Source organism: Vibrio sp. J2-3(2022) (assembly GCF_021725735.1).
GTDB classification, from domain to species: Bacteria; Pseudomonadota; Gammaproteobacteria; order Enterobacterales; family Vibrionaceae; genus Vibrio; species Vibrio diabolicus.
The window spans coordinates 923731-948483 of the sequence record NZ_JAKKCK010000002.1; the positions used below are offsets into that span (position 1 = coordinate 923731).

Consider the following 24753-nt stretch of genomic DNA (forward strand, 5'->3'; position numbering starts at 1 on the left):
TTCTTTACTCGAAATATTCTTGAAGCAGTGAAGCGGTCATATCGGGTGATCCGCAACACTGCGACATTCCTAAGAGCGAGTAAATTAAACCGAGCGATTAACCAGCATCGACTTAATATGGCCGATGGCTTTCGTCGGATTTAATCCCTTAGGACAAACACTTACACAATTCATGATGCCATGGCAACGAAAAACGCTAAATGCATCATCAAGATCAGACAAACGTTCATCTGTTGCCGTATCGCGGCTATCAATTAGCCAACGGTACGCCGCAAGAAGACCAGCTGGACCGATGAATTTGTCAGGGTTCCACCAGAATGATGGGCAAGACGTTGTACAACATGCACACATGATACATTCGTACAATCCATCTAAATGCGCACGGTCATCAGGCGATTGTAGGTTCTCGCGTGATGGTGGTAATGCACCATCATCAATCAAGAATGGTTTAACTTTCGCATAGTTATCATAGAACTGCGTCATGTCAACGATAAGATCGCGCACGACAGGTAACCCTGGCAGTGGACGAATAACTATCTTATCGCCTTGTAGAGCAGATAACGGTGTGATACACGCTAGACCATTTTTACCATTCATGTTCAAACCATCAGAACCACATACCCCTTCACGGCATGAGCGACGGAACGCGATGCTTGGATCTTGCTCTTTTAGCAGAATCAATGCATCAAGCACCATCATGTCTGAGCCTTCGTCTACCTCAAGGGTATACTCTTTCATGTAAGGCTTGGTATCCACATCCGGATTGTAACGGTATAAAGAGAAGTTCAATTTCATAGTCGTATCCTCCCTTTAGTATGTACGTACTTTCGGCGGGAAAGCTTCACGATGCGTTGGCGTCATGTTCACATCACGCTTAGTCATCGCTTCTGTTTCCGGGTTGTAGATAGAGTGGCATAACCAGTTCTCATCATCACGCTCAGGGAAATCGAAACGAGCATGTGCTCCACGGCTTTCAGTACGGTAGTTCGCCGCTACGGCTGTAGAGAATGCTGTTTCCATCAAGTTGTCTAACTCTAGACACTCAATACGTTGCGTGTTGAATTCAGAAGACTTGTCCGCTAGATGCGCATCTTTCAGACGTTCGCGAATTACTTTCAACTCTTCTAGACCCGTTGCCATTGCATCGCCTTCACGGAATACCGAGAAGCTGTTTTGCATGCAAGCTTGTAGGTCTTTACGGATTTGAACTGGATCTTCACCGCCAGTACTATTTTCCCAACGCATGGTACGCGCTAGAGATGCTTCAATATCAGATTCAGTTGCAGGGCGTGCCTCAGCTTGCGCTGCGAGCGTTTCGCCAAGATGCAAGCCTGTCGCGCGACCAAATACGACTAAGTCTAGTAATGAATTGCCGCCTAGACGGTTTGCTCCGTGTACTGATACAGAAGCAATCTCACCACATGCATATAGACCTTGTACTTCCATCTCGCTGCCGTCAGCCTTTTGCTTGATTGCTTGACCAGACACTTGAGTCGGTACACCACCCATCATGTAGTGACAGGTTGGAATTACTGGAATTGGCTCTTTCACTGGATCAACGTGCGCGAAAGTACGAGACAGCTCACAAATACCAGGCAGACGTGACTCAAGCACTTCTTTACCAAGGTGATCCAACTTCAGCTTAATGTGTGGACCCCAAGGGCCATCACAACCGCGGCCTTCGCGGATTTCGATCATCATTGAACGAGCAACTACGTCACGACCAGCAAGGTCTTTCGCGTTTGGAGCATAACGTTCCATGAAGCGTTCGCCATCTTTATTTAGAAGGTAACCACCTTCACCACGACAACCTTCTGTTACAAGAACACCTGCACCAGCGATACCCGTTGGGTGGAACTGCCACATTTCCATGTCTTGCATAGGTACACCCGCACGCAATGCCATACCTACACCGTCACCAGTGTTGATGTGTGCGTTAGTGGTCGACGCGTAAATACGACCTGCGCCACCTGTTGCTAGAATCGTTGCTTTTGATTTGAAGTAACAGATTTCGCCTGTTTCCATACAAATCGCAGTACAGCCCATTACGGCGCCGTCTTGGTTTTTCACCAAGTCTAGTGCATACCATTCCGAGAAAATGGTGGTTTTGTGTTTCACATTTTGTTGGTAAAGCGTATGAAGAAGCGCGTGACCTGTACGGTCCGCAGCTGCTGCTGTACGTGCAGCTTGCTCACCACCAAATTCTTTTGACTGACCACCGAATGGACGTTGGTAGATAGTACCATTATCAAAACGAGAGAATGGAAGACCCATTTTTTCTAGTTCGATAACGGACTCAGGGCCATTCTTACACATGTATTCAATCGCATTTTGGTCACCGATGTAATCGGAACCTTTAACGGTATCGTACATGTGCCATTGCCAATCGTCTTTGTGCGAGTTACCCAGAGCAACGGTAATACCGCCCTGTGCAGACACAGTATGAGAACGTGTTGGAAATACTTTTGACAACAAAGCACATGATAGGCCTTGTTCTGAAATTTGTAGTGCAGCGCGCATACCTGCACCACCAGCGCCGATTACTACGGCGTCAAACTCACGAACTGGAATAGACACTTACGCACCCCACAGAATAAATAGACCAGAGAAGACATAGCCGAATAGCACGGCAATAACACCAAGTTGCAGTGCGCCACGCAGTTTCGCGCACTTAATGTAATCCGTTAATACCTGCCACAAACCGACCCATGCGTGGATCAGGATCGAGACAAGTGCCAACATGGTGAATACTTTAGTGAAGGTACCACCAAAGAATTGGGTCCAAGATGCGTAAGAGATATCTGAAAATGCACAGAAGCTAATCAGATAAATCGTGTATAGCGTCATAATGATTGCAGTTGCACGAATTAGTAGGAAATCGTGTACACCATTACGACCAAATGAAGATACGTGTTTTACCATACCAAGATCCCCGCCAATAATGATAATACTGCTGTTGCACCAAACGCGACTTTAGCGCTCATCGTGCCAGAATCTAGCTCTTCAAAGTGACCTAGATCCATCAACAAGTGACGGATACCACCTGCAATGTGGTAGGCAAGTGCAGTAAGAATTCCCCACAGGATGAATTTTACGAAGAAGCTATCGACGATGTCAGCGGCTTCCATAAAACCCATTGGGGATGACAGAGAAATGGACAGTAACCACAGTAGTATACCCACCGCAACAAACGTAATTACCCCAGACACACGGTGTAGGATGGATGCGATTGCTGTGATAGGAAAGTGGATGGTCTGTAAATCTAAATTAACAGGTCTTGACTTTCTTTCTTTCACGGGCTTGCTCACTCAGCTCCATTGAGCATTTATTGTTATAACCAATTTCAGCTTCCAAACGTACAAAAGTTAACATCTATTTAACAAATATCGCGAGTAACCACCCAGATAATTGTAAACAACTTGTTAACAATCGGAGTCCAGCAACAAACCTCACTCTTTGTTTCTAGCCCCGAATTTATAAGGATTTAACTAAAATTTTCTTAGCCAATATACGGCGAGCAACATTCTAATACAATTGGTGTAACAAATTATGCTACATAGAACAGATTTTTAACGATTTTCATGAGAAAAATCATAACAAGTGCACACAAAGATGGAGAAAAATTGACTTTAAGCTTTAACAACAGTACAAAAATGGCACATAAACATCCTGGACGGATTAAATAATAAACAAAGGAGATTGTTATGGCGGATAAGAAAGCGACCCTTCATGTTGAAGGTCAAGCGCCAATCGAACTGCCAATTATGGACGGTACGCTAGGTACACCTGTAATTGACGTTCGTAAGCTGGGAGCCAATGGTTACTTTACTTTTGACCCAGGTTTTCTTGCCACTGCATCTTGTGAATCATCAATCACGTACATCGATGGCGGCAAAGGTATTCTTTTGCACCGCGGTTTCCCGATTGATCAATTAGCCAATAACGCAGATTACTTAGAAGTATGTTACATCCTTCTTTATGGTGAAGCCCCTACCCGAGAACAATACGAGCAATTCAAGACGACCGTAACGCGTCATACTATGGTCCACGAACAAATCGCAAGCTTTTTCCATGGCTTCCGACGTGATGCTCACCCAATGGCAGTAATGTGTGGTGTAGTCGGTGCACTTGCAGCCTTCTACCACGACTCTCTTGACATCAACAACGACGAGCACCGCGAGATCGCGGCGTACCGTCTGCTATCGAAGATGCCGACACTGGCTGCAATGTGTTACAAATACTCTATCGGTCAGCCATTTATCTACCCACGCAACGATTTGAGCTACGCAGAAAACTTCCTACACATGATGTTCGCAAACCCTTGCGAAGAGTATGAAGTAAACCCTGTCGTTGCTCGTGCAATGGATAAAATCTTCACGCTACACGCGGATCATGAACAGAATGCGTCGACGTCAACTGTACGTCTAGCTGGCTCTTCTGGTGCTAACCCATTTGCATGTATTGCCGCTGGTATTGCATCACTTTGGGGACCTGCTCACGGTGGTGCAAACGAAGCGTGCTTGAGAATGCTAGAAGAGATTGGCAGCGTCGATAACATCCCTGAGTATGTAGACCGCGCGAAAGACAAAGATGACCCATTCCGCTTAATGGGCTTTGGTCACCGCGTTTATAAAAACTACGATCCACGTGCGACAGTAATGCGCGAAACGTGTCATGAAGTTCTCAAAGAGCTAAACATTCAAGACCCTCTACTAGATGTAGCAATGGAACTTGAGCGCATTGCGCTTTCTGATGAGTACTTCGTTTCTAAGAAGCTGTACCCGAACGTAGACTTCTACTCAGGTATCATTCTTAAAGCGATTGGTATTCCAGTTTCTATGTTTACGGTTATCTTCGCGATTTCTCGTACCATCGGCTGGATTGCTCACTGGAACGAAATGCACAGCGATCCACTGAACCGCATCGGTCGTCCTCGTCAGCTATACACTGGTGAGACACAGCGTGAGTTTTCTCCACTTCACGAACGTGAATGATCTTTTTAGTTAGAAGATAAACAAAAGGGTTGAGATTTTGTCTCAACCCTTTTTCTTTTCAGCGTCTCACGTTATGAATAGCGAACACTAAACCGGATTATCAATATCGATAAACTCCACATGTAGGCCGTATTCATCCGCTAGCCATTTTCCTAAAGCCTGAACACCATAACGCTCAGTAGCATGATGACCTGCAGCAAAGTAATGAATGTCCATTTCTCGCGCAGTATAGGTTGTACGCTCAGAAATTTCGCCAGAGATAAACGCATCTAATCCGTGTTGTACAGCAAGCTCAATAAAATCCTGCCCTCCACCAGTGCACCAACCGACCGTCTCAATCATCTTATCGGTATTCTCTGGAGCAATATGCAGTGGTTCTCTATCAAGAACTTGATTGATCTTGCTCGCAAACTCAGCACCAGACATCGGTTTTTTCAAGCGTCCAAACATGGCTACTGATTGAGGATGTCCTTCAAGCCCACCTTCTACTTCTATTTCAAGTAAGCGAGCTAATTCGGCGTTGTTGCCTAGCTCTGGGTGAATATCCAGAGGAAGGTGATAACCATATAAGTTGATATCGTTTTTGATCAGACTACGAATTCGTTTACCTTTCATACCACGAATTGGCTCAGGTTCACCTTTCCAAAAATAACCGTGATGAACGAGTAATGCGTCTGCATTAAGCTCAATCGCTTTATCGATTAAGGCTTGGGAGGCAGTTACGCCAGTGATAATACGCTTTACGGCTGGCGTCCCTTCTACCTGTAACCCGTTTGGTGCGTAATCTTTAATTAACTGCGGTGACAGTTTGTCATTAAGAATCTGTTCTAGCTTTAAGTTATTCATTATTACTTCCAATTTCTAGCGCATGTAAACCTAAATAACCTCTCGATGAAATCAGACCGAGAGTGTGCAACCTAGTTGATACAACAACGTTTTGACATCTGGCACCTTGATATCATTTAGGTACTTAAAGTGTATCTCGAACCCTAATATCGATGCTAGCCACCCTACCCTCAAAAGCAAATTTAGTTACAATAACAAAGCTTGTCGCCTCACCATACATATAGGGATACGGATGAACCAACTGCAACGCTTTTACCAATGGATCGCCACTTCACCTCCTCTTTTCAAGTTACGCCCTCCGTTTACAACCTTAGAGGATCTTTCGGTAACGCCTTTAAATAACGCTGAGCAATACAATGGTAATCCAAGATTGGGCTTTTTATATCAGCACTTATGCACTGCAGTTCTCTCTAGTTCAGAACGATATCAGGTTATCGCGGAAGAGGTTCAGTTAAACGACATCGAAGGTAAGACTATTGGTGCTATCGACTTGGTGTTGCGGAATACAGAATCAAATCAAATAGAACACTGGGAAGTAGCGATTAAGTTTTATCTTCTTTATAACGGCGTATGGTATGGTCCGAATGCTCACGACCAGCTGCATACAAAACTGAATAGAATGCTTACTCATCAGTTGAAAATGAGCGATCGCCCGGAATTTCAAAAAATAATTCCGTTAAACGACGCTCCACAAGAACGTCTATTGATGCAAGGACGACTCTATATTAATCCGTTTACTCCAGAGCCAACTCCTAGCGAGTGCTTGGGTTATGAACTAAATCCAAGTCAGATTAGTGGTTACTGGTGCTACCAGAGCCAATGGGAGTTAATCGGTAAGCCACTTTATCATTTACACAAACCATGCTGGGCGATTGGTACGGACGATTTATCTCAACCCATTGAAAAGCCTTCAGACCGATTTGTACATGCACAAACGGAGGACGGTCAATTCTGGTTTGTGGTACCGGATTCCTGGCCCGGAAACAACTCAGTTCAGGAATCTTAAAACGCAAAAGGGTTGATGCTTGCACATCAACCCTTTGTTTTCTAAATCGACTATTGAATGGTTTACAGGCCGGCAGCTGCAAACACTTGATTAACGATCTCTTGTGCTTCTGCTTCGATTTGTTTTAGGTGCTCTTCACCTTTGAAGCTTTCACAGTAAATCTTGTAGATGTCCTCTGTGCCTGATGGACGAGCAGCAAACCAGCCGTTGGCAGTCGTTACTTTTAGACCACCGATTGCAGCACCATTACCAGGCGCATGCGTGAGACGAGCCGTAATTGGATCACCCGCTAGTGTTTCAGCCGCGACCATTTCTGGTGACAACTTCTTCAGTACGTCTTTTTGAGGGCCATTCGCTACAGCTTGAATACGGTTGTATTTCGACTCACCGTGTTTCGCCGCTAGCTCTTCATAGTAGTCTTGTGGGTTCTTACCCGTTACCGCAGTGATCTCTGCCGCTAGAAGACATAACAAGATGCCGTCTTTGTCTGTTGACCAAGGCGTACCATCTTTACGAAGAAAAGATGCCCCGGCACTTTCTTCGCCACCGAAGCCGAATTTACCAGTGTACAGACTATCAACAAACCATTTAAAGCCTACTGGTACTTCACATAGCTCACGACCTAGATCCGCAACAACACGGTCAATCAGTGCACTTGATACTAGTGTTTTACCAACAGCTACATCTTTACCCCATGCGTCACGATGGCGGTATAGGTAGTCGATACAAACGGCTAAGAAGTGGTTCGGGTTCATCAAACCTTTGGGCGTAACGATACCGTGACGGTCGTAGTCAGGATCGTTACCAAATGCTAAATCGTATTCGTCTTTCAGTGCCAATAGACCCGCCATTGCGTAAGGAGAAGAACAGTCCATACGTACAACGCCGTCTTTATCGAGAGACATGAATTGGAAAGAAGGATCAATCGCTTCACTTACTAGCGTTAGGTCTAGGTTGTATGCCTGACCAATTTGACGCCAGTAATCGATGCCGCTGCCACCCAATGGATCTACACCAATCTTCAGATTTGCTTTTTGGATTGCTTCCATATCGATAACGTTCACCAGATCATCGATATAGGGTTTAACCAAGTCCATCTCCACAAACAGATCCGATGCTTTTGCTTCTGCTAGTGGTAAGCGTTTAACACCTTGTAAACCTTCGGCAATCAGTGCGTTCGCACGATCTTCGATAGCTTGAGTCAACTCAGCTTCTGCTGGACCACCGTGAGTCGGATTGTATTTGATACCGCCGTCTTGTGGTGGGTTATGAGATGGTGTAATCACAATACCGTCTGCTTTTTCATCGTGCTTGATGTTGTAAGTCAGAATTGCGTGCGAGATACCTGGTGTTGGCGTGTAGCCGTTATCCTGCTGTACGATGACTTTTACGCCATTCGCAATCAAAACTTCAATCACGCTAGAAAATGCAGGTTCAGACAAAGCATGCGTATCTTTACCGACAAACAAAGGACCTGTGGTTCCTTGCTGGGCACGAACTTCTGCAACCGCTTGAGCAATAGCCAAAATGTGGTTTTCGTTAAATGTATGCTTATCAGCGGTACCACGGTGACCTGATGTGCCGAATTGAACCTTGTGATCGGGGTTCTTAGCATCAGGTTGAAGCAAGAAGTAATTGGCAACAAGTGCCGGAATATTATGAAGATCTTCCTGCTGCGCTTTTTGCCCAGCACGAGGGTGCATAGCCATGTTTGACATCCTTTCTTTAAATACAAATAAAATTAAAAAAGCCTCATAATATCCGCTAACTGCGACACATTATGAGGCTTCTATCAGGTTTCTTAGATTGAACCTGTTACTTTTTCTATTAAGTCAGGTTGGTACCCCATGTGTGTCATCACTTGTTCAACCATCTGTCTTTTACGACTGGTATTGTTGTTCGTGATAACCCAAAACGGTGTGCCAGGAATGGCTTTTGGCTTGGTCGTGTTGCCATTTGCCAACAAGGTTTCTTCATTATCTGCAAAGTACACGCGTTTGCGTCCCTTTACATTCGTAGCCTGCGCGAAACCTTCTGGATTTAATTTATGTAAGGTCGATAGTACTAACATAAAGCGATCAATCGCTTTTTTTAGGCCGGCAAACTCATCAGAAATAAGCAGCGAACGCATTTCTTTCACTACATCAACAGATTCCGTTTTACCCGCATCTTTACTTACTACAATCCCTTGTGGCTTCTCTACTACAGGCGCGGCTTCAGCTTCCTGCAACTGACCATCAAGGTTTAAAAGGCGTCGCAAAATATCCGAGGCGCTTTCACCGATATGCTTAGTTTGGCTAGCAATGTAACGGTATAGATCCTCATCAACCTCAATTGTTTTCATTCGCTTTTCACATTCTCAATGTTTAAACTCTGGGGGATTATAACGAGATCCTCTCGGATACTCCACGTTAAACCCATCACGAATAAGATAAAATGTCAGCATTACTCAACTATAAGCAGGAAGGCCAAGGCCAAACAGTTGTTTTGATTCACGGATTGTTTGGTAGTTTAAGTAATCTGGGTCTACTAGCCCGCGATCTTATTAAAGATCACACGGTGATCAGTATTGATCTGAGAAATCACGGCCTCTCTTTTCACTCAAACATTCATAATTACGCCGACATGGCAAAAGATGTGGCACAACTCCTACAACACTTAAATGTTGATCCATCTATTATTATTGGGCATTCAATGGGTGGAAAGGTCGCGATGACACTGGTGGACATTGCTCCAGAGCTCGTCAAACAGTTGGTTGTACTCGACATGGCACCTGTCGCCTACACAGCAAACCGTCACGATAATGTGTTTAACGGTTTACACGCCGTAATTAACGAAAAGCCAGCAAGCCGTCAACAAGCGATGGATATCCTAGCTCAACATGTTGAGATCGACGGTGTAAGACAATTTCTCTCTAAGTCACTATACAAAAATGGCGATAAAATGGACTGGCGGTTTAACGTATCGAGCCTTTTTGAGAATTACGCACAAATTATCGGCTGGCAGGAAATTGCCCCAACAGATATACCCACTCTGTTTGTTAAAGGTGGTGATTCCGATTACTTAATGCCAGAGCACCAACCTGCGGTGCAAAAACAGTTCAAACAAGCAAAAGCACATATTATCGCTAATACTGGCCACTGGCTGCACGCCGAAAAACCGGCCGAAGTAATGAGAGTCATTCGGAAATACATTTCGAGTTAACAAATTCGAAAAGCAACAATAGATTATTGAAATAACCCTTCTTGTAGTGCATTAACTTTACCGTTTAACAGTGGTATAGTGCGCCCAAGATTTTTCGGCATGAAGGACTAAAATGCTTTACGACTATATGGATATGCTCGAGTCTATTGGGCTCGATCTTCTTTTTGCTGCTATCTTCTTTTTCATCGGGATGGCGATAAAAGATGTGCTAAAGCAAGGCAATGTACCTGTTTTTGGTCGTCGTATTGTATGGTTAGTCCTTTTCCTAGGCTGTGCTGGCTTTATTGCAAAAGGTGTAATTCAGCTAACTTGGGAAGGCTCTGGGTTAGGTTAAACCCTTAGTACCATCGCCAATAACAAACAATGTAAAGGTATAGACTCTATGGCAAGTGTAGGTATCTTCTTCGGTAGCGACACAGGTAATACTGAAGCCGTTGCAAAGATGATTCAAAAGCAACTAGGTAAGCATCTAGTTCACGTTCAAGACATCGCGAAAAGCAGCAAAGAAGACATTGATAACTTCGATCTTCTTCTTCTAGGTATCCCAACTTGGTACTACGGCGAAGCACAATGTGATTGGGATGATTTCTTCCCTGAACTTGAGCAAATCGACTTCTCTACTAAGCTAGTGGCTATCTTTGGCTGTGGCGACCAAGAGGACTACGCAGAGTACTTCTGTGACGCGATGGGCACAGTACGTGATATCGTTGAGTCTAAAGGTGGCACAATTCTTGGCCATACTTCAACAGAAGGCTACGAATTTGAAGCGTCTAAAGCACTTGTTGAAGGCGACGACAGCCAATTCGTAGGTCTATGTATCGATGAAGACCGTCAACCGGAACTGACTGACGAACGTGTTGAGAACTGGGTTAAACAGATTTACGAAGAAATGTGTTTAGCTGAGCTTGAAGGCTAAATAAATCGAATTATACAAAGACCTCCGATTGGAGGTCTTTTTGTATATTTTCACAAAGCATCGGTGAGCACTTCCTCTTCGCGATACTGAGGTTTCTTTCTTACATAAAGCTTGCGTTGAACCTCTGAAACCACATTCCCCTGCTTATCTTTTACATGGGTAATAAATTCAGGAAAACACTTTTCTCCATTCCGTGTCATTTGATAAATGTTTTCTAGCATCCCTTCAGTAACTTCGAATTCTGCATATAAATCACTTTGCCCTGGCTTAATAAAGTTAATACTCGCCTCTTTATCCCACACGTAATACTCCTCGCGTAGAATCCCCATCAGCATCAACGAGTAAATGGGATCAGTTAAAGAGAAAATACTGCCACCATACTGAGTACGATTGGCGTTTTTATTCCACCAGCGAAGCTTCAAACGCACCTTCACGGTACGAAAGTCTTCAGAAATATGTAAGATTTTAATACCAGCGCCCCAAAAAGGTGGCCAAATATTGAGTGCGAATTTTACAATTCCTGGTTTGTATATCTTCGCAAGTCGCTTATTCATCGCAGTCCGTGCCCTCTCCAAGCTCAATGTTACATAATTGTAACTGGTCAGATCTGTAATATAATCGACCTGTTTCTAATTTACAAAAAGATTCTATTAACCCTTTAAAGTTCGTGGTTTAATGTTCTGAGCGCTTATCCTATAATGGTAGGAAGATTGAATTCTGTTAAATCGCTGCAGATGATCCAACGGGAAAGTATATGTCAGATAATAATCAGGCGCTGAAGGATGCGGGTTTAAAAGTAACCCTTCCAAGGCTAAAAATTCTAGAAGTACTTCAGCAGCCAGACTGCCAGCACATCAGTGCTGAAGATTTGTACAAAAAGTTGATTGATCTAGGTGAAGAGATTGGCCTAGCAACTGTTTACCGAGTTCTAAACCAATTCGATGATGCTGGTATTGTAACTCGTCACCACTTTGAAGGTGGTAAGTCAGTCTTCGAATTATCGACTCAACATCACCACGACCATCTAGTGTGCCTAGACTGTGGTGAGGTAATTGAATTTTCTGACGATCTTATTGAAGAACGTCAAAAAGAGATTGCAGCTAAGTACAATGTCACGCTAACAAACCACAGCTTATACTTGTACGGCAAGTGCAGTGATGGTGGTTGTAAAGACAATCCAGATGCACACAAACCAAAAAAATAACGGTTTGTTGATTTAAAATAAACGTCAGCTCATGCTGGCGTTTTTTGTTTCTGAGGGCGATATCTTTCAATAGCTGAATTGCCGTACCAACTTTTGTAAAGCGTCGATTAGACTTACCAATTCAAACCTTAATAAACATCATTGTTTTTTTTCAAACCGAACATTTATCAAACGCCCCTCGTTCTTAAGCAACTCCCTACACTACCTATAACCGCCGCATTACGATAATGAGAATAAAAAAATGCCAGCATTTGCTGGCATTTTTATCGATTTTTGCATTAATCGAGATTATTGGTTCTCAATTTTTGCCCAAGTATCACGTAGGCCAACCGTGCGGTTGAATACTAGTTTATCTGCTGAAGAATCTTTCGAGTCTGCGCAAAAGTAACCCATACGCTCAAACTGGTAGCCTTTTTCTGCTTCTGCTGACGCTAAGCTAGGCTCTACAAAACCATTGATCACAACTAATGATTCAGGGTTGATTGTAGAAGCAAAGTCTTCTGCTGCACCCGGGTTTGGAACCGTAAATAGACGATCGTACAGACGGATTTCCGCTGGTAATGCTTTATCAGCTGATACCCAATGAATCACACCTTTTACTTTACGGCCATCAGCCGGGTTCTTACCTAGTGTGTCTGCATCGTAAGAACAGAAGATAGTCGTGATGTTGCCTTCGGCATCTTTTTCAACGCGCTCTGCTTTGATCACGTAAGCACCACGTAAGCGAACTTCTTTACCTAGCACTAAACGCTTGTACTTTTTGTTCGCCTCTTCACGGAAGTCTTCACGCTCAATCCACAACTCACGAGTGAATGGTACTTCACGCACACCCATCTCTGGTTTATTTGGGTGATTAGCGACCGTCAAGTTTTCTACTGCACCTTCTTCAAAGTTTTCGATAACAACTTTAACAGGATCCAGCACAGCCATTGCACGCGGAGCGTTCTCGTTTAGGTCATCACGAATACAAGATTCTAGTGAGCTAAACTCGATCATATTTTCTTGCTTCGTTACACCAATACGCTTACAGAACTCACGGATAGATGCTGGCGTGAAGCCACGACGACGCAGACCTGAGACTGTTGGCATACGTGGGTCATCCCAACCGTTAACCAGTTTTTCAGTGACGAGTTGATTAAGCTTACGCTTAGACATCACTGTGTACTCAAGGTTTAAGCGACTGAACTCGTATTGATGCGGACGGCTTTCGATCGTGATGTTGTCCAGAACCCAGTCGTACAGACGACGGTTATCCATAAACTCAAGCGTACAGATAGAGTGTGTAATGCCTTCTAATGCATCAGAGATACAGTGCGTGAAGTCGTACATTGGGTAAATGCACCACTTATCACCAGTTTGGTGGTGCGTAGCAAAACGCACACGGTATAAAACTGGATCGCGCATAACCATGAATGAAGAACCCATGTCAATCTTGGCACGAAGACACGCTTTACCTTCTTCAAATTCACCAGCGCGCATTTTTTCAAATAACGCTAAGTTCTCTTCAACAGAACGGTCACGGTATGGGCTTGGTTTACCTGGCGCCTTTAGCGTGCCACGGTATTCACGAATCTGCTCTGGACTTAGCTCATCTACGTACGCTAAGCCTTTGTTAATCAATTCAATTGCATATTCGTAAAGCTTATCGAAGTAGTTTGATGAGTAACATACTTCACCACTCCACTCAAAGCCCAACCAGTTTACATCTTTCTTGATAGACTCAACGTATTCGATGTCTTCTTTTTCAGGGTTCGTATCGTCGAAACGTAGATTACATTGACCCTGGTAGTCCTGAGCAATACCGAAGTTCAAACAGATAGACTTAGCATGACCGATATGCAGGTAGCCATTTGGCTCCGGCGGGAATCGAGTATGCACGCTAGTGTGTTTACCATCCGCTAGATCTTTATCAATGATCTGGCGAATAAAGTTTGATGGACGAGCATCAGCTTCACTCATCTATAGCACCTCAAAAATATTAGTATTGTCAGAGAAAACGGAACTCTGCATCCAAGTATGGTTTTGCAGAGTACATTGTTTCTAATGATCCACAATTCTAAGCAATTAGACAACAAGAACTCGCGCTAAAACGACAATATTTATCGAGTTAGAGCGAAAGCACAGCAGATTCAAAGTGCCAAAACAAAAAAAAGACCTCCCGAGGGAGGTCTTTAGTCAGATATCAGTTCGATGTAATTAAGGCAATTTTACATTCGATAGGTCTTCATTAGCACCGATTGCTTTCATTTCGCCAGCAACGATTTCAGCTAGAGGGCCAAGGATAACTTGAAGGTTGTTTTCACCAAGTTTAACAACACCTTTCGCACCCAGTTTCTTCAGTACTTCCTCATCAGCGACTGAACGATCTTTTAGCGTCAAGCGTAGTCGAGTGATACATGCGTCGATTGAAGTTAGGTTGTCATGACCGCCAAGTGCTTTTAAGTATTGGCGAGCTAGGTCACCACTTTTCTTCTCACCAGCAGGCGCAGCTGCTTCGCTGTCGTCATCTTCACGACCAGGCGATTTCAAGTTGAATGCGCGGATTGCGAAGCTGAATGTGAAGAAGTATAGAGCACCAAAGCCAAGACCAACTGCACCAAGTAGTAGCGGCTTAGTTGCTAGACCGTAGTTCAACAAGTAGTCAATTAGACCAGCTGAGAATGTGAAGCCGTGTAGCGTACCAAGCATGTTAGCAACAACTAGCGACAGACCAGTGAACACTGCGTGAATCGCGTATAGTGCAGGCGCTAGGAATACGAACATGAACTCTAGGGGCTCTGTGATACCAGTTAGGAATGAACAGAATGCAACAGAGAACAATGCACCACCAACTTGGCTACGTTTCTCAGCAGGAGCCGCTAGGTACATTGCAAGCGCCGCACCAGGTAGGCCGAACATCATTACTGGGAAGAAACCGTTCATGAACACACCAGCGCTCTTATCGCCGCCGAAGAAACGGTGTAGGTCACCAGATTTAACTGTTTCAGTTACTTCCTTCACTGTTGCAGTGATTTCAGGAGTGACAGAGTTAGCGAATTCAAATGTATGAGTTTGACCAGCAACAAGCGTTTTCGCTAGCGCAGGATCCACACACAGTTGTTGTAGAGCAGGAAGCGCTTGACCCGCAGCATTTGCACCAGTTACTAGCACTTCTTGACAAGACCCCATACCAAACCAGAAGAATGAGTTAAGTACGTGGTGTAGACCTACAGGAATAAGGGCTCGGTTCAGTGTACCGTAGATAAACTGACCAATAGCACCAGAAGTTGAGATGCCATGAGCAAGCGCATCTAGACCACCTTGAATTGTTGGCCATACAATGCCACCAACTGCACCAGCAACTAAAGCGAATAGACCTGCCATAATCGGCACTAAACGTTTACCAGAGAAGAAAGCAAGCCACTCAGGAAGACGTGTAGCATGGAAAGCGTTGTAAGAGTGGCCAGCAATAATACCTGCGATGATACCACCAAAGAACGACATGTTTACTGATGCATCAATTGTTGACGCTGTCGCTGTCAGTACAAAGTACGCAACTGCACCAGCAAGGCCAGCTGCACCTTGACCGTCTTTAGATAGACCGATCGCAATACCAAGGCCAAACAACAATGGAAGGTTAGAAAAGATTGAGTTACCTGCTTGTGCCATAAATGCGATGTCAAAAACATCCGGCTGGCCCAAGCGCAGTAACAAGCCTGCGATTGGCAAAGTCGCAATAGGAAGCATAAGAGCTTTACCTAACTTCTGCGCGTATCCGAGAATATTCACCTTAAGTTCCCCCTATAGGATTAGATGTTATGTTGAATGACTTATTTCAGCCGTCCAATTTAGTCATCCTCAGTTTATGACATTAATTTTGCTCCGCAAATTAAAAGCTCACCGTTTGTGATCATAATCACCACAATTTGCCCTTTCGGAAGGTTTTTGCTAGCGAGATCATAAAACTTATTTTATTATACGAAAAAATGGCGTTTTAAAGATAATATTCTCGCACTTTATGCAAGGCAGAATCAGTGTTATTTTGGTATCTAGGCGGGTAAATCACTGTAACTTTGCTCTGAAAAAGAATCATAAAAAACCATACAATTATTACTTTTCAGTTAGTTACTATGACAATAACATCGATAAAACGCGACTTGCTGTATGTGACTCGTTATCTAATTCAGTGATACAAACTAAGTACCCATATGACTAAAGCAGTCTCCACTTAGGTAACGATATAGAAATTGAATTCTCATCTATAAGGACTAGCTGACTATGTACGCGCTAAGTAACTGTAAAATTTATACCGGTAGTGATGTTCTTACCGATCATGCGGTCATCATCGAAAACGACCTTATTCAATCTATTGTACCGGCTGCAGAGCTACCTCAGGGCATCGAAGTGAAAGACCTCGCAGGCGCAAACCTAAGTCTGGGCTTTATCGACCTGCAACTGAATGGCTGTGGCGGTGTAATGCTAAACGATGCAATCACACCGGAAACCATGCAAATCATGCACGAAGCAAACCTCAAGTCCGGCTGTACTAGCTTCTTACCAACGCTCATTACTTCATCAGACGAAGATATGCGAACTGCAATTTCTGCCGCTCGTGAATACCACAACCAATATCAAAACCAATCACTTGGTCTACACCTAGAAGGTCCTTATCTTAACGTCGCGAAAAAAGGTATCCACAACGTCGATTTCATTCGCCCGTCAGATGAAAGCATGATTGATCTTATCTGCGCAAACGCCGATATCATCGCTAAAGTAACGCTTGCACCAGAGCAAAACGATCCAGAGCATATTGCACGATTAAAAGCAGCCGGCATCGTAGTTTCTATTGGTCATACAAATGCGACCTACGCCGAAGCGCGTAAAGGCTTTGAAGCAGGTATTACTTTTGCCACACACCTATTTAATGCGATGACACCAATGGTTGGTCGTGAACCTGGAGTTGTTGGTGCAATTTATGATACGCCTGACGTTTATGCTGGCATTATTGCTGATGGTTTCCACGTAGACTACGCAAACATCCGAATTGCTCATAAAATCAAAGGTGACAAGCTTGTTTTGGTGACGGATGCCACAGCTCCAGCAGGTGCTAACATTGATCACTTTATTTTTGTCGGTAAGAAAGTATATTACCGAGATGGTAAGTGTGTTGATGAAAATGGCACACTAGGCGGCTCAGCTTTGACAATGATAGAAGCAGTTCAGAATTCAGTTGAGCACGCGGGGATCGCTTTAGACGAAGCTCTACGAATGGCCACGTTATACCCAGCAACTGCAATTGGTGTTGAGGATCGCCTTGGCCGAGTTCGAAAAGGGATGGTTGCAAACCTGACCATTTTCGATCGTGACTTCAAAGTAAAAGCGACGGTTGTTAACGGACAATACGAGCAAAATTAAGCATGAATGGCGGACAGATTGGTAATGTAGATTTAGTAAAACAGCTTAACAGCGCTGCGGTATATAGGCTGATTGATCAGCAAGGTCCTATCTCCCGTATTCAAGTCGCAGATGTGAGCCAGCTCGCACCTGCTAGTGTTACCAAAATAACCCGCCAACTTTTAGAGCGCGGCCTTATTAAAGAGGTCGCCCAGCAAGCTTCAACTGGTGGTCGTCGTGCAATCTCTCTGACCACCGAAGTCAAACCCTTCCACTCTATTGCGGTTCGTTTAGGTCGAGATTACGTACAATTTTGTTTGTACGATTTAGGTGGCACTGCACTTGCGGAAGATCAGCACGAACTGCATTACACCAACCAAGCAGACTTGATCGCTGGGCTTATCGATTTACTTAAAGACTTCGTTAACCGTTGCGAAGACAAAATTGATCAGCTCATCGCAATTGGTATTACGCTACCGGGCCTTGTTAACCCAACAACAGGCGTAGTTGAGTACATGCCGAATACCGATATCGATAATCTGGCGCTGGGTGAAATTGTTGGGGAGAAGTTTAATACCGCATGCTTTGTTGGGAATGACGTACGTGGCATGGCGTTAGCGGAGCACTACTTTGGGGCAAGCCAAGACTGTCAGGACTCCATTTTAGTTAGCGTTCACCGCGGTACTGGCGCAGGTATTATCGTTAACGGCCAGGTTTTTCTTGGCTTTAACCGCAACGTCGGTGAAATTGGTCATATCCAAATCGATCCGCTTGGTGAACAGTGCCAATGTGGGAACTTTGGTTGCTTAGAAACCGTAGCAGCGAACCCAGCTATTATCCAACGAGTAAAACAATTGATTGCTCAAGGCTATGAGTCAAGCTTGACTGACCTTGAAAACATCACGATTGAAGCTGTGTGTCAGCATGCAATGGATGGTGACGAACTTGCAAAGCAGAGTTTAGTGCGAGTGGGTAACCAGTTAGGTAAAGCGATTGCAATTACCGTTAACTTGTTTAACCCTCAGAAAATTGTCATTGCGGGCGACATTACTGCCGCACAAGATATTGTCTTCCCTGCAATTCAACGTAATGTCGAAAATCAATCTCTCAAAACTTTCCATAACGACCTTCCTATCGTGGCTTCACACATTGATAAGCAGCCAACGATGGGCGCATTTGCGATGATTAAACGCGCAATGCTAAACGGAGTTTTGTTACAAAAGTTACTTGAAGACTAAGTTTATACAACTAATTGAGTTACAATCTCGGGCTGTGTTTTCACAGCCCGTTTTTGTATATCAGGAATACAGCTCAACAGTATGGAAATTATTCTAATTACAACAGCTTTTTTAGCTGGCTTTATTGCGCTTAAATGTAGCCTCCCTCCCCTCGTTGGTTTTCTACTGGCAGGATTTGGTTTGCATGCATTTGGCTATCAAAGCAATGACGTTATCGTCACTCTTGCAGATCTTGGTGTCACTCTTCTTCTATTCACGATCGGACTCAAGCTTGATGTCAAAACGCTACTGTCCAAAGAAATATGGGGAGGAGCGACCGCCCACAACATACTGTCTACCGCTTTTTTTGCACTAGCGCTATCAGGTTTAAAACTACTGGGCTTAACTTCGCTCGCCAGTATGGATAGCGGTCAAATCCTACTTTTAGCTTTTGCACTATCGTTCTCCAGTACCGTTTTTGCCGTAAAAGCATTGCAAGAAAAAGGGGAAATGAACGCTACCTACGGCACACTCGCGATCGGTATCTTGGTTATGCAAGATATTTTTGCCGTGGTATTCCTGACTGCTTCAACTGGCAAAGTCCCAGAATGGTATGCCATTGGTTTGTTCGCATTGCCTTTCCTTCGTCCGCTATTCTATAAGCTGTTAGATAAAGTTGGCCACGGCGAAATGCTGGTGCTGTTCGGTATTTTCTTCGCGCTTGTTGTTGGGGCAGGGCTATTCGAACTGGTCGGTATGAAACCAGACTTGGGCGCGCTGATTTTAGGCATGTTGCTCGCAGGCCACCCTAAAGCTTCAGAGCTATCCAAATCGCTATTCAATATGAAGGAGCTGTTCTTAGTCTGCTTCTTTTTAAACATTGGCTTGTCCGCTTCATTGAGCGTCAATGGTGTCGTACTCGCCCTACTATTTATCTTACTGCTGCCAATAAAAGGGCTCTTGTACTTCGTCACGATTAATCACTTTAAGTTTCGAGTACGTACCTCTTTGCTCGCCTCTTTATCGCTGTTCAACTACAGTGAGTTTGGCCTTATAGTCGCAGGGTTGGCCTATAAAATGGGCTGGATGCCAAGCGATATGCTCGCTGCGATTGCGGTTGCGGTGTCCGTGTCCTTTATTATTTCTGCGCCACTTAACCGCCTTAGCCACAAAATTTATCAACACTCCGGCAAGTGGCTGCAAGAGACAGCCGCAGAAAAGCTTAACCAGCGTGACCAACTCATTAACCCTGGGCATGCCCAGGTATTGATCTTAGGCATGGGTCGCATCGGGACTGGGGCCTATGATGAATTACGTGCGCGCTATGGCAAAATTTCACTAGGCATAGAAATTCGTGAAGATGCAGCACATCAGCACCGTTCAGAGGGAAGAAACGTGATCGCTGGCGATGCCACAGACCCAGATTTTTGGGAACGAATTTTAGATACAGGTCATGTCAAACTGGTGCTGCTTGCCATGCCTCATCATCAAGGTAACCAAACCGCACTTGAGCAGCTTAAACGCAGAAAATATAAAGGGCAAATAGCTGCTATCGCCGAGTACCCAGATCAGTTGGAAGGTTTGCTGGAAAGCGGAGTTGACGCCGCATTCAATATATACAGTGAAGCAGGTAGCGGTTTTGCTCGACATGTGTGTAAACAACTCGAACCTCAGTTCACACCAATAAAATAAGCAACCATACTAATATTTTTTAAAAGCCTTTCTATTAATAGAAAGGCTTTTTTGTATGGTTTTTATACCAAACTTTGATTTCATTCACCAAACGAGCCATTAAGTTAAATAATATTTACACAACAAGGCTTTTTATCATTTTTATAATCACAAAACGTTGCTTTTTTTACTAGTAATGGCAAATTGAAGCCATACCGATTAGAAATTATTTAGTTTAGTAAGGATGTAGTATGTGTTCAGTATTTGGCATTTTAGACATTAAAAGCGATGCAGCCGCATTGCGCCCTATCGCATTAGAAATGTCGAAAAAACTTCGTCATCGTGGCCCTGACTGGTCTGGGATTTACTCTTCAGAGCGCGCTATTTTAGCGCATGAGCGCTTGGCGATTGTTGGTCTAAATAGTGGTGCACAACCGCTATACAGCCCTGATAAAAAGCTCATCCTTGCAGTCAATGGTGAAATCTACAACCATAAAGAAATTCGTGCTCGTTACGAAGGAAAATACGAGTTTCAAACCGATTCAGACTGTGAAGTCATTCTTGCACTGTACCAAGATATGGGTGCAGATCTCCTTGAAGAACTAAACGGTATTTTCGCTTTTGTTCTGTACGATGAAGAAAAAGACGAATACTTAGTCGGTCGCGACCACATTGGCATTATCCCTCTTTATCAAGGTCATGATGAGCATGGCAACTACTATGTTGCATCAGAGATGAAGGCACTTGTTCCAGTATGTAAAACAGTGAGCGAGTTCCCTCCTGGTAGCTACTACAGCTCAAAAGATGCCGAGCCAACGCGTTACTATGTTCGTGACTGGAACGAATACGCTGCCGTTCAAGGTAACACCACCAGCAAAGAAGAACTGACTGAAGCGCTAGAAGCAGCTGTTAAACGCCAACTAATGACTGACGTGCCTTACGGTGTACTTCTTTCAGGTGGTCTAGATTCTTCTATTACATCTGCGGTAGCAAAACGCTTTGCAGCGATGCGTATTGAAGATGATGAAAAGTCTGAAGCTTGGTGGCCACAACTGCACTCTTTTGCTGTGGGTCTAGAAGGTGCACCAGATTTAAAAGCAGCTCGAGAAGTTGCCGACCAAATCGGTACCGTGCACCATGAAATGACTTATACAATTCAAGAAGGTCTCGACGCGATTCGCGACGTGATTTACCACATCGAAACGTACGATGTGACCACCATCCGCGCATCAACACCTATGTTCTTAATGGGTCGCAAGATCAAAGCGATGGGCATTAAGATGGTACTTTCTGGTGAAGGTGCAGATGAGATCTTTGGTGGTTACCTATATTTCCACAAAGCACCAAACGCGAAAGAGTTCCACGAAGAAACAGTACGTAAGCTGCTTGCTCTGAACATGTTTGACTGCGCGCGCGCAAACAAATCGCTAGCGGCATGGGGAGTTGAAGGCCGAGTACCGTTCCTTGATAAAGAGTTTATTGATGTTGCAATGCGCCTAAACCCAGCAGATAAGATGTGTGGCAACGGCAAAATGGAAAAACACATTCTACGCGAGTGTTTTGAGCATTACTTGCCAGAGTCGATCGCATGGCGTCAAAAAGAACAGTTCTCTGATGGCGTAGGTTACAGCTGGATTGATACGTTGAAAGAAGTCGCAGAGCAAAAAGTGACGGATCAGCAGATGGAAACAGCTCAATACCGATTCCCATACAACACGCCAACCACAAAAGAAGGTTACGTGTACCGAGAAATCTTTGAAGAGCTATTCCCACTACCGTCAGCGGCTGAGTGTGTGCCAGGTGGTCCTTCGGTAGCTTGTTCATCAGCGAAAGCGATTGAATGGGATGAGTCATTCCAAAACTGTGTAGACCCGTCAGGTCGTGCGGTGCAAACCGTCCATAACGACGCTTACTAAGCAACTAAGTAGGGTGTCATACCCTACTCCTAATCGGTAATCATCGTTGTTTTACTAAGCTCGCTAACAGCGTCCCACTGCTGGTGATCACTAGCAAGATTAAAAAAGAGGTGCCAAAGCACCTCTTTTTTTGTTTGTACGCATTAGCTATTTCAAGTCTAAATCGCTATTGTCAATGCTGACAGGCACTCGTTTAGTGATCATCTGCACTAACATGATTGAGCGTTTCTCACCATCTTGCTCTTGGAAGATAGCATCTATACCTGCAAACTGACCGCTCTTAACTCGGATTTGATCACCTGGTTTTGGCATACACTCAGAAGCGGTATTTTCATTACAGCATTTTTCTAGCTGCATCAATTCAAAGACTAAGTCACCTTGGACTTCTTTTGGTTGAGCACCAAAACGCACAAAATCAACAACCCCTCGAGTGGAGCGGACTGAGGTGAAGTTAGGTCCCTGTTCATAATCAAAGTAAGCAAACACATAACAAGGAAACAGCGGCTCTTCGACTTTTTGTCTTTTCCCGCGCAAAATCTTCTCAACTTCTACAGTTGGATAAAAGCACTCTACACCTTGGTTTTCAAGGTGCTGTTTCGCCCTAACCTGCTCCCCACGTTTACAATAAAGTAGATACCAACGTTTCATCTTTTTTACTAGCCAATTCTATTTTGTTTTTATCCTAGCATTAAGCCCAAGTTGAGTCATTGACATTCAGTTTATCTATAAAAGTATGATTATACATCGCTCGCATTAACAGTATCTTTTCAAGAGCTTACGAGAAGAAGTCCATAGACAAAAATGGAAATTAAGTTTGTAACACAGCCAACACACCATCATATCATCTGCAAATTCACCCAAAAACAGTCACTTAACAAACAACTTTAGTCGTAATGCAAAATTTTATTGTTTGTCACTCATTAAATTGCAATGTATACGTAGAAGTCGTTAAAAAATGTAATAACTATTATTAGAAGAGCTTATGTCAAACCAACATCAATATTTCGGCCATCCTCGTGGCTTGTTCTTATTGTTCGGTACTGAACTGTGGGAACGCTTTTCTTACTACGCAATGCGCGCCATTCTAGTACTTTACCTTACAGATACAACGATGAATGGCGGCCTTGGCTGGTCAACCAAAGACGCACTAGACCTATACGGTATTTATACTGGTCTTGTGTATATCACACCTCTCATCGGAGGTTACTTAGCGGATAACTATCTAGGTCAACGCCGTTCAATTTTGCTTGGTGGCGCGTTAATGGCTATCGGCCAGTTTACACTCGCACTTCCTGCTGACGCTCTGGGTATTGGTTCGCTACACAGTTTCTATTTAGGTCTTGGTCTGCTTATCACTGGTAACGGCCTCTTTAAGCCGAATATCTCAACCATGGTTGGCGATTTATATAAAGAGGGTGACAACCGTCGTGACGGCGCATTCACTATCTTTTATATGGGTATCAACTTAGGTGCGTTACTTGCCGGCGTCGTTTCTGGCTCTGTGACAACCTCGTACGGTTGGAAAGCTGGTTTTGTGGCCGCAGGTGTAGGTATGATTATTAGCCTAGTGATGCAAATGGTGCTAGCTCAGTCTTGGCTTGGTGACATCGGTCGCGAGCCCGCAGCAAAACGAGATCTAAGCAACAAAAACTCAACCACGAAGCAACCCTTAACGAAAGAAGAAGTAAACCGACTAAAAGTAATTTTGGTCATGAGCTTATTCACTATCGTCTTCTGGGCTGGCTTTGAGCAGGCCGGTGGCCTGATGAACATCTACACTCAACAATATACTGATCGTATGATTGGTGGCTTTGAAGTACCTGCTGCGTGGTTCCAATCGCTAAACCCATTTTTCATTATTACCCTAGCACCAGTTCTGGCGGTCCTTTGGGTAAAACTGGGTAAACGCGAACCTACGTCGCCAGTGAAATTTGCGATGGCACTATTTTTCTTGGCAATTGGCTTCCTATGTATGGTTGGCGCTGTGCTAGAACAAGGTGGAGACACAACGGTAAAAACATCAATGTTGTGGCTGGTGGGTGCTTTCTTCTTCCACACCTTGGGCGAACTGTGTTTATCTCCAATTGGTCTTTCACTGGTAACCAAGTTAGCACCGCTTCGCTTAGCTTCACTCATGATGGGTGCATGGTTTGGCTGTAATGCGATTGCAAACTACGTTGCGGGCTATGTGGGATCTCACGTAGGAGAGTTGGGCGCAATGGCTATCTTTAGTGGCATTGCAGTCAGCGCTACAGTAAGTGGTGTCATCCTACTTCTGTTCTCGAATACGCTCGTTCGCTGGATGCATGGTGCAGAGAATACTCACAGCACAGCAGAACAAGTCGAAGAGCAGCAAGTACAAGTCGCTTAATCGCTCTACAAAAAAGGGTCGCTTTTGCGACCCTT

At 44.2% G+C, this 24753-nt stretch carries 22 protein-coding genes; 11 read left to right on the forward strand and 11 right to left on the reverse strand.

Translation table 11 applies throughout. From position 1 onward, the window contains the following. Nucleotides 1-84: 84 nt before the first annotated feature. From L3V27_RS12200 to sdhC, 4 genes are read right to left on the reverse strand one after another with little or no spacing between them, the layout of a single operon-like run. The gene (locus tag L3V27_RS12200; protein WP_005382174.1) at nt 85-795 is read right to left on the reverse strand and encodes a succinate dehydrogenase iron-sulfur subunit; all 711 of its coding nucleotides are present in this window, start codon (nt 793-795) and stop codon (nt 85-87) included. 15 nt (nt 796-810) lie between these two features. Further along, complete coding sequence (gene sdhA / locus L3V27_RS12205) at nt 811-2577, reverse strand: succinate dehydrogenase flavoprotein subunit (protein ID WP_005393016.1); 1767 nt, start codon at nt 2575-2577, stop codon at nt 811-813. Beyond that, nucleotides 2578-2922 (reverse strand): succinate dehydrogenase, hydrophobic membrane anchor protein, encoded by a 345-nt coding sequence (sdhD, locus tag L3V27_RS12210; protein WP_005382169.1) that lies wholly within the window; start codon nt 2920-2922, stop codon nt 2578-2580. It lies immediately after the preceding gene. Continuing rightward, complete coding sequence (gene sdhC / locus L3V27_RS12215; protein ID WP_017634811.1) at nt 2916-3308, reverse strand: succinate dehydrogenase cytochrome b556 subunit; 393 nt, start codon at nt 3306-3308, stop codon at nt 2916-2918. The genes sdhD and sdhC overlap by 7 nt, the downstream gene beginning before the upstream one ends. A 396-nt stretch (nt 3309-3704) precedes the next feature. Here sdhC and L3V27_RS12220 point away from each other — a divergent pair, with 396 nt between their 5' ends. Then, nucleotides 3705-4994, forward strand: coding sequence for a citrate synthase (locus L3V27_RS12220; RefSeq protein WP_005382163.1), 1290 nt, complete (start codon nt 3705-3707; stop codon nt 4992-4994). A gap of 87 nt (nt 4995-5081) precedes the next feature. Here the strand turns inward: L3V27_RS12220 and L3V27_RS12225 are convergent, their stop codons facing one another. Beyond that, on the reverse strand, nt 5082-5840 hold the full coding sequence (locus L3V27_RS12225; protein WP_005393019.1) for a Nif3-like dinuclear metal center hexameric protein: 759 nt from the start codon (nt 5838-5840) through the stop codon (nt 5082-5084). Nucleotides 5841-6072: 232 nt separating this feature from the next. Between L3V27_RS12225 and L3V27_RS12230 the strand changes: the two genes are divergently transcribed. Further along, complete coding sequence (locus tag L3V27_RS12230; protein ID WP_053303293.1) at nt 6073-6846, forward strand: DUF1853 family protein; 774 nt, start codon at nt 6073-6075, stop codon at nt 6844-6846. A gap of 62 nt (nt 6847-6908) precedes the next feature. Here L3V27_RS12230 and pgm read toward each other — a convergent pair whose 3' ends face one another. Both pgm and seqA read right to left on the reverse strand, forming a co-directional pair. Beyond that, nucleotides 6909-8555, reverse strand: a complete 1647-nt coding sequence (gene pgm, locus L3V27_RS12235; protein ID WP_237311933.1) for a phosphoglucomutase (alpha-D-glucose-1,6-bisphosphate-dependent) — start codon at nt 8553-8555, stop codon at nt 6909-6911. A gap of 92 nt (nt 8556-8647) precedes the next feature. Continuing rightward, nucleotides 8648-9190, reverse strand: a complete 543-nt coding sequence (gene seqA / locus L3V27_RS12240) for a replication initiation negative regulator SeqA (protein ID WP_005393026.1) — start codon at nt 9188-9190, stop codon at nt 8648-8650. A 92-nt stretch (nt 9191-9282) separates the two neighbouring features. Here seqA and L3V27_RS12245 point away from each other — a divergent pair, with 92 nt between their 5' ends. The 3 genes from L3V27_RS12245 (at nt 9283) to fldA (ending at nt 10966) form a co-directional block, all read left to right on the forward strand. Beyond that, nucleotides 9283-10050 (forward strand): alpha/beta fold hydrolase, encoded by a 768-nt coding sequence (locus L3V27_RS12245; protein WP_109168620.1) that lies wholly within the window; start codon nt 9283-9285, stop codon nt 10048-10050. 112 nt (nt 10051-10162) lie between these two features. Then, the gene (locus L3V27_RS12250) at nt 10163-10384 is read left to right on the forward strand and encodes a DUF2788 domain-containing protein (RefSeq protein ID WP_005393038.1); all 222 of its coding nucleotides are present in this window, start codon (nt 10163-10165) and stop codon (nt 10382-10384) included. A 48-nt stretch (nt 10385-10432) separates the two neighbouring features. Beyond that, nucleotides 10433-10966 (forward strand): flavodoxin FldA, encoded by a 534-nt coding sequence (gene fldA / locus L3V27_RS12255; RefSeq protein WP_005393040.1) that lies wholly within the window; start codon nt 10433-10435, stop codon nt 10964-10966. A gap of 50 nt (nt 10967-11016) precedes the next feature. On the opposite strand, the gene L3V27_RS12260 is transcribed toward fldA, so the two are convergent. Beyond that, nucleotides 11017-11520, reverse strand: a complete 504-nt coding sequence (locus tag L3V27_RS12260) for a DUF4442 domain-containing protein (protein ID WP_047009532.1) — start codon at nt 11518-11520, stop codon at nt 11017-11019. Nucleotides 11521-11720: 200 nt separating this feature from the next. Between L3V27_RS12260 and fcrX the strand changes: the two genes are divergently transcribed. Continuing rightward, entirely contained in the window at nt 11721-12170 is a 450-nt protein-coding gene (fcrX, locus tag L3V27_RS12265; protein ID WP_005382141.1) for a ferric iron uptake transcriptional regulator FcrX, read from the forward strand. 288 nt (nt 12171-12458) lie between these two features. Here fcrX and glnS read toward each other — a convergent pair whose 3' ends face one another. Beyond that, nucleotides 12459-14129 carry a glutamine--tRNA ligase gene (glnS, locus tag L3V27_RS12270; protein WP_005393044.1) on the reverse strand — a complete coding sequence of 557 codons (1671 nt, stop codon included), beginning with the start codon at nt 14127-14129 and terminating at the stop codon, nt 12459-12461. A gap of 237 nt (nt 14130-14366) precedes the next feature. Then, nucleotides 14367-15938, reverse strand: coding sequence for an N-acetylglucosamine-specific PTS transporter subunit IIBC (gene nagE / locus L3V27_RS12275; protein WP_006742711.1), 1572 nt, complete (start codon nt 15936-15938; stop codon nt 14367-14369). A gap of 489 nt (nt 15939-16427) precedes the next feature. Between nagE and nagA the strand changes: the two genes are divergently transcribed. From nagA to asnB, 4 genes are all read left to right on the forward strand, one after another. Continuing rightward, on the forward strand, nt 16428-17564 hold the full coding sequence (nagA, locus tag L3V27_RS12280; protein ID WP_237311935.1) for an N-acetylglucosamine-6-phosphate deacetylase: 1137 nt from the start codon (nt 16428-16430) through the stop codon (nt 17562-17564). A gap of 2 nt (nt 17565-17566) precedes the next feature. Next, complete coding sequence (locus L3V27_RS12285) at nt 17567-18781, forward strand: ROK family protein (RefSeq protein ID WP_006742713.1); 1215 nt, start codon at nt 17567-17569, stop codon at nt 18779-18781. 81 nt (nt 18782-18862) lie between these two features. Continuing rightward, nucleotides 18863-20452 carry a cation:proton antiporter family protein gene (locus tag L3V27_RS12290; RefSeq protein ID WP_006742714.1) on the forward strand — a complete coding sequence of 530 codons (1590 nt, stop codon included), beginning with the start codon at nt 18863-18865 and terminating at the stop codon, nt 20450-20452. 230 nt (nt 20453-20682) lie between these two features. Next, nucleotides 20683-22347, forward strand: coding sequence for an asparagine synthase B (asnB, locus tag L3V27_RS12295; protein ID WP_005393054.1), 1665 nt, complete (start codon nt 20683-20685; stop codon nt 22345-22347). Nucleotides 22348-22494: 147 nt separating this feature from the next. On the opposite strand, the gene rfaH is transcribed toward asnB, so the two are convergent. Further along, complete coding sequence (gene rfaH, locus L3V27_RS12300; protein ID WP_005393056.1) at nt 22495-22995, reverse strand: transcription/translation regulatory transformer protein RfaH; 501 nt, start codon at nt 22993-22995, stop codon at nt 22495-22497. Nucleotides 22996-23329: 334 nt separating this feature from the next. Here rfaH and L3V27_RS12305 point away from each other — a divergent pair, with 334 nt between their 5' ends. Then, nucleotides 23330-24718, forward strand: coding sequence for a peptide MFS transporter (locus tag L3V27_RS12305; RefSeq protein WP_005393058.1), 1389 nt, complete (start codon nt 23330-23332; stop codon nt 24716-24718). Nucleotides 24719-24753: the final 35 nt, after the last annotated feature.

Excerpts from the sequence above, each read along its gene's own strand:
- L3V27_RS12200 (WP_005382174.1), bottom strand. The coding sequence starts at position 795 with ATGAAATTGAACTTCTCTTTATACCGTTACAATCCGGATGTGGATACC.
- sdhD (WP_005382169.1), bottom strand. The coding sequence starts at position 2,922 with ATGGTAAAACACGTATCTTCATTTGGTCGTAATGGTGTACACGATTTC.
- L3V27_RS12220 (WP_005382163.1), top strand. The coding sequence starts at position 3,705 with ATGGCGGATAAGAAAGCGACCCTTCATGTTGAAGGTCAAGCGCCAATC.
- L3V27_RS12225 (WP_005393019.1), bottom strand. The coding sequence starts at position 5,840 with ATGAATAACTTAAAGCTAGAACAGATTCTTAATGACAAACTGTCACCG.
- L3V27_RS12230 (WP_053303293.1), top strand. The coding sequence starts at position 6,073 with ATGAACCAACTGCAACGCTTTTACCAATGGATCGCCACTTCACCTCCT.
- pgm (WP_237311933.1), bottom strand. The coding sequence starts at position 8,555 with ATGGCTATGCACCCTCGTGCTGGGCAAAAAGCGCAGCAGGAAGATCTT.
- seqA (WP_005393026.1), bottom strand. The coding sequence starts at position 9,190 with ATGAAAACAATTGAGGTTGATGAGGATCTATACCGTTACATTGCTAGC.
- L3V27_RS12245 (WP_109168620.1), top strand. The coding sequence starts at position 9,283 with ATGTCAGCATTACTCAACTATAAGCAGGAAGGCCAAGGCCAAACAGTT.
- L3V27_RS12250 (WP_005393038.1), top strand. The coding sequence starts at position 10,163 with ATGCTTTACGACTATATGGATATGCTCGAGTCTATTGGGCTCGATCTT.
- fldA (WP_005393040.1), top strand. The coding sequence starts at position 10,433 with ATGGCAAGTGTAGGTATCTTCTTCGGTAGCGACACAGGTAATACTGAA.
- L3V27_RS12260 (WP_047009532.1), bottom strand. The coding sequence starts at position 11,520 with ATGAATAAGCGACTTGCGAAGATATACAAACCAGGAATTGTAAAATTC.
- fcrX (WP_005382141.1), top strand. The coding sequence starts at position 11,721 with ATGTCAGATAATAATCAGGCGCTGAAGGATGCGGGTTTAAAAGTAACC.
- glnS (WP_005393044.1), bottom strand. The coding sequence starts at position 14,129 with ATGAGTGAAGCTGATGCTCGTCCATCAAACTTTATTCGCCAGATCATT.
- nagA (WP_237311935.1), top strand. The coding sequence starts at position 16,428 with ATGTACGCGCTAAGTAACTGTAAAATTTATACCGGTAGTGATGTTCTT.
- L3V27_RS12285 (WP_006742713.1), top strand. The coding sequence starts at position 17,567 with ATGAATGGCGGACAGATTGGTAATGTAGATTTAGTAAAACAGCTTAAC.
- L3V27_RS12290 (WP_006742714.1), top strand. The coding sequence starts at position 18,863 with ATGGAAATTATTCTAATTACAACAGCTTTTTTAGCTGGCTTTATTGCG.
- asnB (WP_005393054.1), top strand. The coding sequence starts at position 20,683 with ATGTGTTCAGTATTTGGCATTTTAGACATTAAAAGCGATGCAGCCGCA.
- rfaH (WP_005393056.1), bottom strand. The coding sequence starts at position 22,995 with ATGAAACGTTGGTATCTACTTTATTGTAAACGTGGGGAGCAGGTTAGG.
- L3V27_RS12305 (WP_005393058.1), top strand. The coding sequence starts at position 23,330 with ATGTCAAACCAACATCAATATTTCGGCCATCCTCGTGGCTTGTTCTTA.